At 56.1% G+C, this 13,820-nt stretch carries 10 protein-coding genes and 1 pseudogene; 3 read left to right on the top strand and 8 right to left on the bottom strand.

Annotated features, from left to right (window positions below; translation table 11 throughout):
• Window positions 1–288 precede the first annotated feature (288 nt).
• Window positions 289–516, top strand: a complete 228-nt coding sequence (locus Q2941_RS47605) for a hypothetical protein (protein WP_458196951.1) — start codon at window positions 289–291, stop codon at window positions 514–516.
• Window positions 517–664: 148 nt separating this feature from the next.
• Here Q2941_RS47605 and Q2941_RS47600 read toward each other — a convergent pair whose 3' ends face one another.
• The 5 genes from Q2941_RS47600 to Q2941_RS47580 all read right to left on the bottom strand — a co-directional run bounded on the left by Q2941_RS47600 (window position 665) and on the right by Q2941_RS47580 (window position 6,496).
• Window positions 665–1,516, bottom strand: a complete 852-nt coding sequence (locus tag Q2941_RS47600; RefSeq protein WP_458196949.1) for a polysaccharide deacetylase family protein — start codon at window positions 1,514–1,516, stop codon at window positions 665–667.
• 77 nt (window positions 1,517–1,593) lie between these two features.
• Window positions 1,594–2,547 (bottom strand): glycosyltransferase, encoded by a 954-nt coding sequence (locus Q2941_RS47595; protein ID WP_458196953.1) that lies wholly within the window; start codon window positions 2,545–2,547, stop codon window positions 1,594–1,596.
• A 38-nt stretch (window positions 2,548–2,585) separates the two neighbouring features.
• Window positions 2,586–4,562, bottom strand: a complete 1,977-nt coding sequence (asnB, locus tag Q2941_RS47590) for an asparagine synthase (glutamine-hydrolyzing) (protein WP_458196948.1) — start codon at window positions 4,560–4,562, stop codon at window positions 2,586–2,588.
• A 66-nt stretch (window positions 4,563–4,628) separates the two neighbouring features.
• Window positions 4,629–5,702, bottom strand: a complete 1,074-nt coding sequence (locus Q2941_RS47585; RefSeq protein ID WP_458196947.1) for a glycosyltransferase — start codon at window positions 5,700–5,702, stop codon at window positions 4,629–4,631.
• Between the two features lie 428 nt (window positions 5,703–6,130).
• A complete protein-coding gene (locus Q2941_RS47580) occupies window positions 6,131–6,496 on the bottom strand; it encodes a hypothetical protein (protein WP_458196946.1) in 366 nt (121 codons plus the stop codon).
• Between the two features lie 195 nt (window positions 6,497–6,691).
• On the opposite strand from Q2941_RS47580, the gene Q2941_RS47575 reads away from it, so the two are divergent.
• The gene (locus tag Q2941_RS47575) at window positions 6,692–7,051 is read left to right on the top strand and encodes a hypothetical protein (RefSeq protein WP_458196944.1); all 360 of its coding nucleotides are present in this window, start codon (window positions 6,692–6,694) and stop codon (window positions 7,049–7,051) included.
• Between the two features lie 1,589 nt (window positions 7,052–8,640).
• Here the strand turns inward: Q2941_RS47575 and Q2941_RS47570 are convergent.
• The 3 genes and pseudogenes from Q2941_RS47570 to Q2941_RS47560 form a co-directional block, all read right to left on the bottom strand.
• Window positions 8,641–10,014 carry a glycosyltransferase family 4 protein gene (locus Q2941_RS47570; protein ID WP_458196942.1) on the bottom strand — a complete coding sequence of 458 codons (1,374 nt, stop codon included), beginning with the start codon at window positions 10,012–10,014 and terminating at the stop codon, window positions 8,641–8,643.
• Entirely contained in the window at window positions 9,995–11,257 is a 1,263-nt protein-coding gene (locus Q2941_RS47565) for a nucleotide sugar dehydrogenase (RefSeq protein WP_458196940.1), read from the bottom strand. Before Q2941_RS47565 ends, Q2941_RS47570 begins: the two co-directional genes overlap by 20 nt.
• A 291-nt stretch (window positions 11,258–11,548) precedes the next feature.
• Window positions 11,549–11,844: pseudogene (locus Q2941_RS47560) on the bottom strand (IS701 family transposase); the annotation flags it as partial.
• A gap of 581 nt (window positions 11,845–12,425) precedes the next feature.
• Between Q2941_RS47560 and Q2941_RS47555 the strand changes: the two are divergent.
• Window positions 12,426–13,760 carry an O-antigen ligase family protein gene (locus tag Q2941_RS47555; protein ID WP_458196952.1) on the top strand — a complete coding sequence of 445 codons (1,335 nt, stop codon included), beginning with the start codon at window positions 12,426–12,428 and terminating at the stop codon, window positions 13,758–13,760.
• Window positions 13,761–13,820 lie beyond the last annotated feature (60 nt).

Here is a 13,820-nt window from a genome sequence, read left to right as displayed (position 1 = left end):
TTGCTCGCTTCATCTGTCCGTCCTTCTTCTGGCCGGACTCTAACTCCTTCTGGAGGAAATACTCAGTGGCAGGTCACAACCACCATTACTCAGGTCACAAAGGACCTCGGCGAAGAAGACTGACTGACTGCGGGACGTCGCCAACGAAATGGAGATCGAGGACGTCTGGGTCCACGGCGTCGGAGAAGAATGGCGTCCAGGCGGCTGCCAACTTTGCGCGCCGATTGACACCGATGTTCCGTGCCAACCCGCTCGGCGGGCCAGTGCGCGCGCTATGACAGGGGCCGCGTGCTTTCCTCCGAACATGAAGCGCATCACGGGTCCGAAGCTGAACGCGAATTCAAGGCCACCGACGCCTGCGTACTCGATCTCACGCAGAAATTGCTCGGTGATTTTCCTGATAGCCGGGGCCGCCTCGTGTGCCGCCGTGCAAAGCAAGGTGCCGCCTGTTTTCTGAGGAGCGCTCCTCAGCTTGCGACCAGCAAAAAACGACGTCAGTGGAATATCGAAAAATAGATACTGTCATCGGATCCAGGAATCCAACTCTGCAATACAACATCCCCGCCACCTCGGCTCATCGGCTTGGCTCAATTCAAGGTCGCCCGCTCGGCCGGCAGTCCGCTCCTGCCGAAGGTTGGGAACCAAAAGGGGCTATGACTTCGCATCATGCACTCTTTTCCTTAACTTTCCTTAACGCATCGAGGACAACTTTAATATCTCCCCACAAACCACTCGCCTTGACGAGCAGCTCATGTCGGTCGGCATCGTCCGGGACGCAGATCCTGCGCAATCTGAAGAGCGGAGTCTCTTTCGTATTGAACCCGCAATCGGCGCTCAAGGCGCAGCTGTAACCCGCCCTCTCCGCCAAACGTAGCTCGCGTTCGGAATAGTCGCCGTTTGGATAGGCCAGCGCATACACCTCGTGTCCGAGCTTAGTCTGAAGTTCTGACCTTGATCCTGCGATCTCGGCCTCGGCCTTCTCTTCTGAGCAGCGTGGCAGGATCGGGTGGAAGACGGTATGCGATTGAAAGTCCACCCTGCTGTTCAGTTCTCTGACCTCGGCGATGGAAAGTACCTGCCGGTCATCGAACTCTTTCGCCTCATCGAAGCCGGTCCGACGCAGGGCTACGAGGCGTTCGTCGTCAGGCACGGTCTTGAGCCGTTGAACGAGTTCCTGTGACTTCTCATGCAAGAACCAGAACCTTCGACGCGTCCCGATGAGACCGCTGCAAAGAAAGATCGTGATCGGGACGTTGTGCCGCTCGAGAACGTCCTTCAAGGCGAAGTTGCTGCGGTGTCCATCATCAAGGGTAACGACCAATGCCTTCGGCGGCAGCTTGCTGAAATCACCCGTCCGCCTTGCTTCGACGTAGGCGGATAAGGGGACAATGTTGTAGAGGCGTCCGAGCACGCCGATCTGCGCATCGAAGACCTGCGGCGTTGGAGCGTGATAGACGAGAATCGTGACCTTGTTACGCTGGAATACCTCTCGAAACACGAACGGAAGCAACGTCAACCGCAATGCCAGAAACGCGAGTTTCCGCCTCGCCGTACTTTCAGGCCCCCGGGAGAGTCCATCTCGCCGTACTGGGGTCATCTGCTCTGCGGCAAGCGCCTGCGCACCGCCCTCCCCCTGAAGTTGGAGAGAACTTCGGTATAAACGCCGACGATCTTCTCGGCGGTGAGCGCCTGGTCGTACCTTGCCATTGCAGCCCGCCCCTGGAACACACTGCGGCGCGTCCCTTTAAGAACCTCTCGGAGATTGCGAACGATAGCGCCGACGTCCTGCGGACAGATCCGTGTTCCCGCCACGCCACTGAACAGCTCGCGGACGTCGCCGACGTCCGTCGCCACTACCGGCAGATTGCACGCAAGAGCTTCCTTGACGGAGGTCGGGGACCCTTCTCGATCCGAGCAGAGAAGCATGGCGTCGGCCGCGCTGTAGTACCATGGCATTTCACCGTTCGCCACATTGAAGACCGTCATCAGCTCCGCGTCGACGCCCTCCTGCACGAGTCGGTCGACTGACGCTCTTGCCAGATCATATCTCTTCACACGGCGCGCCGGATCAAATGGAAACAGAACGATATGCCTGTCTTTCGGCCATCCCAGCCGCGCACGTGCTTGGTCGCGCTCGTACGGTTTGAATACGCCGAGGTCGACCCCGCAGGGAATCACGATTCCCGGAATCCGTCTCCGCATCCCCTCCGAAACGACTATGACGGCATCGGCGAAATGCGAGACAGCCCGCGTGCACAGCCCTTCAAAGATATTTCCGAGTACGTCACTCCCGTGCAGCGTGATGACAAGCGGCGCCTGCATCCGAAACATTGCAGGATAGGCGGAATAACCGTAATGCGCATGGACGATGTCGTATGCCACCGCGCTCGTCATTCGCATGACATCAAGAGTGCCCCTCAGATAGTTCATCTTGGACTGGAATCCGAGAATATTGATGACGTCGACCGTGTGGCCGAACCGGCGCAGCTGCTCCACCTGCTGGCGCACGAAGGCTCCGTAGCCCGGTCTCTGCGGACTCGGATACATGTTGGTGACACAGAGGATCCTCACGGTCCTGCGTTTCCTCAGCGCCCGGCAGGAATTGCCATCGCATGACTGGCCTGCGCCGGCCGTCGGTGCATTTGCTCGGCCCAATGTCTTCGCCATGCCTCGAAGGAAAGAAGGGTCCACAGCTGGGACCCATAGTCCTTCTCCCCCGAGATATGCCTCCGCCAAATCTCTAGCGCCGGTTTTACGTCGAGGATCCCACCACCGTATCTGGCAGGCGCAAACAGGTCCTCCGCCCAATCGCGTAACGGTACTCTAAGCCATTCGCCTATTGGCACACTGAATCCCATTTTCGGCCGCTCGACCAAATGGCGAGGAACGTAACGGTCGAGGACCTGTCGCAGCAGCCACTTCGTCTCTCCGTTTCGCACCAAAAACCGTCGAGGAAGGCGCCACACAAATTCGACTATACGATGGTCCAGGAGTGGCGGACGCGCCTCCAAGGCAACTGCCATCGACGCCCGATCCACCTTCTGCAGGATATCGTCCGGAAGGTAGGTAACTGTGTCGAGAAAACGAGCGCGGTCCAAAACGCCGAGTCCTGCTGGCGCCCCTCCAAGACCAGGGGGATTTTCCCGATCAACCATGTGAAGCCCCACATCCGGAACGCGGCTGACAAGCCGAGTGTAAACCCCATCCGGATCCAGCGACAGCACATGAGACAGATTTCGCACCTTATCTCCAAGTCGTTGCGGAACCATACTGCCACGAAAGAGGTGCGATAATTGATTTAAGATGGCGGGTGGCAAAGCGCCCAAGATGCCACCGGCGGCCGACCGAAACTGAATAGGCACCGGGCCAGCGTATCGCCAGAACCCCGTGAAAGTTTTGTACCTGTCGTATCCGGCGAACAGTTCATCGCCGCCGTCGCCAGACAATGCTACGGTGACGTGACCTCGCGTCAGCTTCGACACAAGAAAAGTCGGTATTTGCGAAGGATCTGCCAATGGCTCGTCGTACATTTCAGGGACCAGAGGTACCGTCGCAAGCGCATCAGCAGCGGTGATGACCAGTTCCGAATGTATACTCCCTATGTGACGAGCAACACGGGCGGCATACGCCGACTCGTCAAACCCTAAGTCGGGAAAACCAATCGAAAACGTCCGTACCGGCCCCTTCCCAGCTGCAATCATCAACGCCGCAATTGCAGAAGAATCGATGCCTCCTGACAAAAAAGCGCCCAGCGGCACATCGGAGATCATTTGCCTGCTGACTGCGTCGGCGAGCAACGACGAAAACGTTTCTATTACCTCTCGGTCATCAATTTCCAGCGGCGCTTCGAAGCCTTCCGCTACGGCATCTTCCAAGCGCCAATACCGCGACCGGGAAATACGCCCATTGACACCAATCGATACGATCTCACCCGGCATCACCTTCTCGATGCCGCCTAATATCGCGCCCGGTGCCGGAACATAACCAAATTTGAGATAACTGCTTACCGCTGCCGCATCTATCTCCCTTGGCACGAATCCCAGTCTCAGCAACGCCTTTATCTCAGATCCAAACGCTATCTTCCCCCTATGGAAGGTAAAAAATAGGGGCTTAATTCCAAGTCGATCGCGGACGAGGTGCAGCACCCGCTCCCGGCGATCCCAAAGTGCCATCGCGTACATGCCGTTGAGCGACTTTATTGCCGCCGCTATTCCTTTACTTGCAACGGACTCGACCAGAACCTCTGTATCCGAATGGCCGCGCCACTTCACTCCGGCAACGCTCGGCTCCCGACGAATTTCTTCCGTGTTATATATTTCGCCATTGTAACTCACGACCCACCGCCCATCTGCCGACATCATGGGCTGCGCTCCGGCCTCACTTAGGTCAACTATGGCAAGTCGGCGATGTGAAATCGCGACGCCAATCGCTGCATCAATCCACACCCCCTCACCGTCTGGTCCGCGATGCGCAATCGCATTCGCCATGTCACGCGCCGCACTTTGCAGGGCCTCCGGCTGCGCGGCAAGGCTAGGGTCAATCAAACCTGCTATCCCGCACATAGCGACCAATCCCTTTCAGCAGTCTCCAAATATGATCGTTCGATCACCCCGAGGCCCAGCTCGCAATCAAACTTCAAAAGAAAGCGCCCTATTCCCGCTTGCCAATCGCCGAAACAGATCAACGTGCTTCTGCACCATTTGCTCAATCCCGAACTTCTGCTCGACGAGGGCCCGTCCCGCACGACCGAACGCGCTTCCAATGTCAGGACGGTCGACAATTTCCCTTATGCGCAGCGCTAGCGCATTTTCATCTCCGAATGGAATTAGGAATCCATTCTCTCCGTCCTTGACAATTTCGCGATTGCCCGCCGCGTCTGTAGCTATGACCGGCTTTTCCAGTGCCATGTACTCCATAATCACATTAGCTATTCCCTCCCCGTGGTATCTTGAGTCGGTTACCAAGACTCCGATGGAAAACGTTTTTACGATTTCTTCGACCCGTTTAGTGACTCCTAGAATGCGTATATTCGCCTGACCGTCGCTCTTCAAACGCACCCTGAAGCTTTCCAGATCCGGCCCTTCGCCGATTGCAACGAATGTAATGTCCTTCCGCTCACTGCACAGCAATTCTGCGGCTTTGAAAAACGTAGTATAATCTTTGTCTCGACTGAATCTTCCGATCATACCGACTACGTGTTTGGTTCTTATATCCAACGAACGCTTGATGTCGTTGACGTCCGGAAGATTATTTATTCGATCAAAATTAAAACCGTTTCGTATGCAAAGACCTTTTTTGCCATCAACTCGAAAAGCTCTAAGTCCAGCTAATGAATTCGCTAATATTACAGCTGAAAATGGAGCTGTCAGAAGTAAACGTCGGTACCTATAATCCTTCAAATTCAAAGAGAGCGGTGCATTGCGTATCATCCCGTTGATCAAAGCCGATCCGGATATCAACGCAATTGGCGACGCATACACCGTGCACATCGACTCCCACGAATATATTATATTCGGTCGGTACTGCCTTGCCAGGCTGTATAACTTCTCGAGAATACGGAAATCCCATGGTCTGCTTCTTCTGAAGATGTGTATTTTTATTCCCAGCGATCTCACCTCATCGTAGTGCATGACATCTGAAAGAACGACTAGTTCGTTGATGAACCCATCCATTTTGCTGAAACCGCGCAGCAATTCAACCAATTGTCGCTCCTTCCCTCCGGAGGTCAACGTGTCGGTTATATGCAATATCCTGATCGCGGAACTTGACGAATTCTGCATTCTATCACCCGACCGTTATGACCGCAGTCTTAGGACTCTCGGATACATGGCGTATATCGCAGCTGAGACGGATGTGTTTCGCACCCCAGTAGCCGCAACCGATCACGGCAAGCGACGGGCCATCTTTGGCGGTCTGAATTTCCGCGCCCTCGGTTTGGTTCGGAGTACCGATTGTTTGGTTCGGGGTCCGATTGACGGGGGAACAAGTCTGGAGCGCACGAAACATCACTCCCCCTATGATCCGCTCCCCACCCTCCATGATCCCTCCCAATAGGTCACGCCCTTTTCGACTTCGAGTTTACTTACAATCAACCCAGTGGAGACGGACCATTGAGTATTAATCCTTAGGGTTAGCACTGCCGCCTTTTGTGGGATGATGCTGTAGCTTCACCTGCGGGCAGGAACTCGAGGCGCAGTAGGCCGCGTCCCTGAGTTGACAGAGCGGACGGGTGCCAGCCGGGACGGTTGAGAAAACGAAGCTTTACGTGGAGCTGCTGTTTGCTGCCAAGGTTCTGATTGCCGCACTGCGGCGCCGCAAAGTGGTGGCGCCTGCCGTCTTCCTGAGTCTCCAAGGCGGAGCTTCCCAACGTGCGGCCGCCTTTTAGTTTTTTGACGTGCAGAGGAAACAGCTGGTGGAAGAGATTCAGAAAGCCGCCTCCGGGCTTAAGAGCTTTTCGGCTGGAGTCTCGATTTATGCCATCAACGATCAGCGCCATCTCCTTCTCGAGCGTGCGAACGACTTTGCCGAAAAGCTAAGTTCAACGGGGGCTCCATCGTAAGTCTACAAGGTCAGAAGCAAGCATTGACTGAGCAGCTACTGAGGCTGAAGCCGGTCTTCGCAATCGCAATTCGTCTTCGGGATTGCGAACAGCGTAGGAGCAACCAACATTGAAAGGACTGAAAGTGGCCCCATGACGAGCCAGGCGGCGCGATCTCTCACTGAGGCTCCGCCGCTCCTTCTCGTCGGCGTCTATCAGGACACAATGGCGGCTCTTTTCAGGGTTGATGCGGATTTTGCCGGCGCAAAGAATCAGGAGGCGCACCTTGGCATAGAGTTCCAGAGTGTAAACAAGGAGCTTGCCACTCTCTCGTCGAGAGAGGCGGAATACAATCGGCTGAGCCGCGACCTGACGCTTGCGGTGACCGCTGCCGAGAGTTATGCGAAGCGAACTACTGAACGGATCAACACGAGTCTCGCGAACGCACGCGTATCGGGCTCGCGATTTGCGCAATTGGCTAGCCCGCCAGATTTTCCCGCCTTTCCCAGCTGATCATTTTCCTGGCGCTGGCCTGGTCGGGGGATTGTTTTGGCATCGGCTGCGGCTCTCTCACCAGAAGCGTTCGCTTACGTCGGAACATACGATGCCATATCGCGCGAGTCCGCGGAAGCCGCAACAGACGTGCGGCGCGCGAAACCGCACGTCGTTTGACCTTCCTGTAGGTCATATGCGAATTTTTTCTGTGTCGTGCGAATGGTCCCGCGTCTACTGCCGCAATCGCATCGTTGTGGTGGCTTTCCTTGCTTCGCCAGTTGCCAACCAGACCATCAATTTCACCGAACGCACAGGGATAATCAAAAGCCCTGGAGTCGGAGACCAGACGTTCGGGCGGCCTGCTGCCCGCAATGAGTAGTTCCCTTCGTCCGCCTTGTACACTCGATTTAAATTGGAGCCAGATCGAGCCGACGCCGGGAACGTATGGACGCTGATTGCCTCTCAGGAAAATCCGTATCGGCCGGTGTCCCTGCTTTCCTTGCACGCGCACGTGCTTGCCTCGGCGCCAACGTCGCATAGGCGGCGAGGAGGGAACGCTTTTCGACCTCCCACTGAAATTCGGCGTGGACACGCTCCCTGTGGTAGTTCCACATACGCTCGCGCGCGCCGGCCTCGTCTTCAAGCAACGCCACGATTCCTTCCGAGCGCCTGCGGCATCGCCCGCATCACGCCTCGCCTTTGCCAAGTCGAACAGTGCGGCCGCGACAAGGCCGAGGTGCGTATCGTGTGGCGCGGCGGTGCAACCCCCGAGTTCATGGTCACCTTACCCGTCAGTGCCGTGGCTGCACTGAGCATTGGCGCGTAATGGCGCCTACGACGATGAGATCGCGCGAATTCTGACGGAGGAAGGACGTCACTCTCCGTGGGAGGCTGACAAAGCACCTCCAATCACGGTCCGGCGCATTCGCCTCAAGCACCGTCTCAAAGTCGCACGCCCGCGTCAAACCAGATGGCCAATGGTCCAGGGTTGATTAACAGTAGCCTAACTGGCAACGCGCCTCGGGATACCCTCGAAATGGATCTATGTTCAGCTCAGGGAGGGCAACATCCTGACCATCCTAGAGCCATCGGGCCGCTTCCTCTTCCCGGATAATACAACTGCGTTCCAAGCCATTCGCAGTTTACGAAATCACCATGTGGCAAAGATCAACCTGAGGGAGGATCACCGTGAAAGGTAGGGGCACCAACCGGCAATGCCGGAACAGCTTTGCCGCTCATCCGGTGAGCTTCTGGATGTATTCCCCGCAGCGTGTGACCCGCGCAAGCGCTATCCGAAACGCCTTCGTGTCCAGCACGAACTGACCGCCGGGAGCATGCCGATTGTTAGGTAGCCTTCACCCCGAACCCGTAAGGCGCACTGGCCTTATCGGCCTTATCGTTGCCGATGCTTCAGATTGATGATCTAGTCGAACCGCGCCCGGAATAGGTCGCTCGATCCTTTCGATATCTCGTCGGCTAATGCCGAGCAGGACGGTGTAGACCTGCAGGTCGAGGCGATGGCACAAATAATTGGTTGCCCATGGTCCGATGATCGCCGGCATCAGCGCGGGCTATCGCGTCGCCTCAATTCAAATGCTGCCGTCGCCTCAGCGTCTCAAATTGAATAGCTTTTTATAAGCACTTAAAAGGTTTACTGCCTCGTGGTCCCAAGCGAGCTCGCCATAGATCCTTTTCTGGCCGAATGCGCCCATATCGTTACCCCGCGCCGGATCATCCAGAAGCTCCAGTATCTTGTCGCCGAACTCCGCAGTATCCGTATTCTGTACATACAGAGATGCCTCTCCAGCCGAAACGCGCCCTTCGGTAAGGTCAAATTGGACGATAGGCTTACCCAAGGCCATGTACTCCATGATCTTGTTCATCGTCGATTTGTCGTTCATCGCACTTGGGCGGTCCGGATTTACGCAGACGTCCGCGGTCGTGAGTATTGTGAACAACGTGTCATCATCGACACGGCCAGGGAACGTGACCAGTTCGTCCAACTCAAAAGCCGTTGCAAGATTCTTCACCTTCTCCAATTCGGGCCCACTCCCGACGATGACGAACTGGACGTCGTCGCGGTTTCGTCTCCTACGGATGTGCTTGATTGATTCAAGTAGGAGATCGAGCCCTTCCTGTTTTCCAATAACTCCCACGTATGCGACAAGGAATTTCCGTCCCTTCTTCCAGGCCGGGTCTGGTGGAAGTAATCGCACGCGCGAAAGGTTTGGACCGGAGCGTACAACGAACACACGATCTGGGTTCATTCGCCCTCGTTCAATGGCAATGGCACGATATGATTGGTTTGTTGCTATTGATACGTCAGCCAATGCAAATGTCAGACGTTCAAGCAGAACCATAACCCGCCAGAGTAGGCCACGCTGTCCGAATTTTGCCTCGTAAAGTTCCGGATTGATATCGTGATGATCGAAAATGAAGGACTTTCCAAACAGAAACTTATGAAATGCACCGATTGCAAAAATAAGGTCCGGCGGGTTGCAAGCGTGGATTACATCAAACCCCTGCCTTGTGAGAATTTTCAAACTCAGCACGAACTCCCAAAATAAAGCCACGCTGTACTCGGCGAAATAGCCCAGCACCCCGCGCCCTTCTCTCGGCAACCAGTGACGATAGACGGTGATGCCCTCGATAATTTCAAATGAGGCCGTTGCCTGCGGTCCCTTGGGACAAATTATCGACACCTCATAACCGTGCCGCGCCAATGTGTTGGCTTCCGCCCACACTCGGGTATCGAATGGTACTGGAAGATTTTCGACGATGATAAGCACGCGGCGGCGCGCTGAGCCATTGATCGCGGATTGGGCAGTCGGCGCGGCGCCAACAAGGACCGCAGAACTAACGACGTCTGAACGAGCCCATTCGTACTGCTCGCTCGTAACGCCGGTCGCCCCGGGTGGTTTCGCTACCCCGGCTTGATCAGGTTGGCTTGCTTCGCGATCGTCACGAAAGAGCGTTAACATCGATAACCCGCCTAGTGCGTAACGCCATTTGCCTCGCCCATCCTCTGGTATCGATGACAAGGTCGAACATTTCCGACTCGGCGAAGGATTTGGAGACTAGTAGCTTGCGGAGCGCAGGCAAATTGGAGAACGCATAGCCGAGATTCTGCCCTAACAATTTGGACGGTTCGACGTGGGGATCGTAGATCGACAAGCCGATATGCGACTGAAGGAATTTGCGAGCAAGGTCGATATTGGGACTCTCGCGAAGATCATCGCTGTTTTCTTTGAAAGAAAGCCCCAGCATAAGCACCTGCCCGCCGGCCCGAACTGCCTTAACGCAATTCTCAAAAAGAAAATTCTTATGCGAGTCATTCGACCTCAGAACCGAATCCACAAGAGGGGTATGTGCCCCGACGTCGCTTGCGATGTGTTGGAGCGCGCGAACGTCTTTCGGCAGGCATGAGCCGCCGAATGCGCCACCCGGCTTCAAATAGTTGGGCGAGATGTTGAGCTTCGTGTCAGAGATGAAGATCTTGTGAACTGTGGTTGCGCTGATATTGAGCTTATCGCAAACGCGACCAACCTCGTTGGCAAACGCAATCTTTATTGCGTGAAACGCGTTGTCGACAAATTTTGTCATCTCTGCTGCACGATAAGTCGTATAGAAGACCGGCGCCTCGATCTTGGCATTCAACTCGTCAAGTGCCGTGCACCGCTCTGCGTCCTTCGTCCCAACCACGATCTTCGGTGGATGGAAGAAGTCTTCGATAGCGACAGATTCACGCAGGAATTCTGGGTTGTAGACAAGCTCGACTAGATCCATTCTGCCTTTCAATGCGTCCTCGAAAATCGGAAGCACTAGTTCCTCGATCGTACCGGGCCGCATCGTGGAGCGAAATACGACTGTCAACGGCGTCGCTCGCGCTGGGTCGACCAACTGCGCGATCTGATGGGACACCTCCACGATAAAGCTCATATTGTGAGATCCGTCCGGCGCACTGGGCGTTCCCACACAGACTATGGCCATGACGCAACTCTCGAGATGCTGGCTCGCATCCTTCGTTGCGCTCAGTAGACCCTTCCTAACCGCACGGGCCACGAGCTCATCGAGGCCGGGCTCCGTGATAGGCGACTTACCGGCATTGACCATCGCCACTTTTTCGTCGCTGACGTCGACCCCGATGACTTCGTGGCCGCCTCTCGCCACGCAGGCGGCCAACGTCATCCCGACGTAACCAAGTCCGAACACCGCAATTTTCATTGTAATCCCTTACTTCCGCTGCCCTTAGAATAGCGTTGCGCGTGCCGATCAAGGGTAGGCAAAGGGGTTGTTACGGCGGTTGATATGGGTACCCATTTGTGAGTACTCGGTGATGAACTAATTGCGCTACCGGAGTTTATCTTCAAATCGGATCCGGCCACACAATGGACAGGCGTTCACATGGTCCCTGCCTTCGTTGCCTATTCAAACTAGATGGACTTTGCGTGCGCTGGCCTGATGGGCCCTGCGCCAAGAGGTTATGGGCGTGCGGCATGCGTCGCTGGGCTAGCTTTACGGGAATGCGGCGGATTTCCTGGATCGACCAGCGGATCGAGAACGATGCTTAGGTCGAGACCGCATCCGCGTTTTTCTAAGCAATGGCCCGGTGTTGGCCCGATGACGGATAACGGCCATCATGGCGAAGGCAAACATGACGAGTGAGATGTGGCGATGCCGGCCATGCCAGGAGCGAGTTTCGTTTTGTCCAGACCGAACTCGTTCTTGGCTGTTTCGAAGCTGTCCTCGATGGCCCAGCGATGGCCTTCCACCGACACCAGCTTCTGGATGAACGTGCCTTTGGGACACCATGCGATTTGCCGACAACAAATTTATGTCGCGTCGGGTGGAAGCTGCCGGTACCTGCATGGCGGCACTGCGGATCAGGCATTGTGTTGCGGAAAGGTCGAACGGCGATCGACACACGAGATGTGCAACGTCGCTCGAAGGAGGCCGCGATGCAAGCAAGCTGCGGCAAGAGTTTCTGCGATGAACACTGGGCACTGCTCTGGTCTCGAGGAAATTGCTGCCGCCTCCTGGCGCTGGTCCGCGCAATTATGCGCACGCAGGCGGCCATGCGCCGCGGGAGCAGGTGTCGGAGAAGTCAAAAAGGACTACCTCCAATTCGCAGAGTTCACACAGTATCGGACGCCAAACGGCTTTGCATATCCATCCTGCAATATGCTGCTATACTTCGAACACGATCTCCTCGCGGTGTCATCCGTGACGTCTCGGACGATGCCGGCACGCAAAAAAGTATTCGACAAACACGGACCATCGATAGATGAAGGGCTCCCACTCAAATTCCAGCTCCGTCGCGCCGTTGCGAGCCGATACTCTATTCTTGATTCTCATCGGGATATTTATCGCGATCGGAGGCGGATTGACGGCGATGGTCGGGGGAACGATCCCCCTCTTTCTTTTCATGTTGCCGATTGCCGCGGCGGTGGTTCTCGCCAACTACCGGAACGGGGTCTGGCTGTTGGTGTTACTGCTGCCCTTCGCGTCAACGCAATTGGTTCCGCGTGGTGTATTCGGGGTCACGGGATTTAATTCGGAAAATTGCCTGCTCGTGCTCACGTTGTCGTCGTTATGCCTGGCTTCGCTCTTAAGCTGGGAGACCGTTCGGTTCCCCCGTCTGCCGCTGGCACTACTGATTTATGTCGCACTGATTGCACTTGCCGCCTACAGGGGCTCTGGTTCGGCAGAGCTCGCAATCACGCTTCCAGGCGATGAGCCCTTAACAGTGAGCAGATACCTGCTGGAAAATTTCGCTAAGTCGATGATTATCGTTATCGTGGCTTGGCTGGCGGCTACGGTCTCGCGAAATGCTCATGGGAAACCTCTGATCTGGGCGCTCGCACTTGCCTACGTTGCCTTCTTTGCGATCATCGTGGGTTACCTCGTCGTCGACGGCATCAGCCTGCAGCGTCTCGCGTCCGCAGAAGAGCGCCATTTTCTGGATTGGGCTGGACTTCACGCCAATGAGGTCGGCCTCATGGCGAACTTGGGGTTTGCGATCCTGCTTTACACGGCGCTCGCCACCGCCCAACCGCTGCCGCGCCTGATGCTTTTTGCATGCGCCGTCGCCGCCGCCACGACGGCGGCGCTGAGCTTTTCTCGAGGCGCTCTTTTCGGCCTTGCCATCGTCATTGGCTATTATCTGTTCAGCCGGCGCCGCGCAGGCCAGTTTGTTCTTGCACTATCGATCATCGTCGGTGTCACCTTGATATTGCCCAACGCATTCCTCGAACGGGCGACGACGGGGTTCGACACAGAGGATGTTCAGGCAATCACGGCCGGTCGCCTCGACTCAATCTGGCGCCCACTATTGCCAACGTTCTGGGACGCGCCCATCCTTGGGCATGGCCTCAGTTCGACCCTGTGGGCCACTCCCAATATCCGCGGAGAGATGCTGCCGGTGGGACACCCCCATAGCGCCTATCTCGGCGTTCTTCTTGATCTGGGGATGGTAGGTGTCCTGGTCGTCGCAGCCTTCTTCTGGTCGGCCTGGGCCATGTTCAGGCGCCTCGCGAAGAACCATCCAGATCCTCAATGGCGCGGGGTTTTCGAGGGGGGCGTCGTTTGCCTGATTTGCCTCGCCGTCCAGGGATTGACGGATGACCGATTTGTACCGACCTACCCGCAGGTGGCCCTTTGGCTGTGTTACGGGCTCGCCCTTGGCCAGGCCCAATCAACCAGTTCGACCAAAAGAACGCAGCCATGAAGGTGTGTTTCGTCGGTCTTGGAAACCTTCCGGTCCTTGCCCCCGAATACAATCACCATG

The sequence above is a fragment of the Bradyrhizobium sp. UFLA05-153 genome (assembly GCF_054185185.1).
The sequence above is the reverse complement of the archived record's forward strand: the minus strand, read 5'-3'. Positions and strand labels throughout refer to the sequence as shown.

What these genes read in the sequence shown, in the direction of transcription:
- Q2941_RS47595 (WP_458196953.1), bottom strand. Translation starts at nt 2,547, where the DNA reads ATGTATCCGAGTCCGCAGAGACCGGGCTACGGAGCCTTCGTGCGCCAG.
- asnB (WP_458196948.1), bottom strand. Translation starts at nt 4,562, where the DNA reads ATGTGCGGGATAGCAGGTTTGATTGACCCTAGCCTTGCCGCGCAGCCG.
- Q2941_RS47580 (WP_458196946.1), bottom strand. Translation starts at nt 6,496, where the DNA reads ATGGCGCTGATCGTTGATGGCATAAATCGAGACTCCAGCCGAAAAGCT.
- Q2941_RS47575 (WP_458196944.1), top strand. Translation starts at nt 6,692, where the DNA reads ATGACGAGCCAGGCGGCGCGATCTCTCACTGAGGCTCCGCCGCTCCTT.
- Q2941_RS47570 (WP_458196942.1), bottom strand. Translation starts at nt 10,014, where the DNA reads ATGTTAACGCTCTTTCGTGACGATCGCGAAGCAAGCCAACCTGATCAA.
- Q2941_RS47565 (WP_458196940.1), bottom strand. Translation starts at nt 11,257, where the DNA reads ATGAAAATTGCGGTGTTCGGACTTGGTTACGTCGGGATGACGTTGGCC.
- Q2941_RS47555 (WP_458196952.1), top strand. Translation starts at nt 12,426, where the DNA reads ATGGTCGGGGGAACGATCCCCCTCTTTCTTTTCATGTTGCCGATTGCC.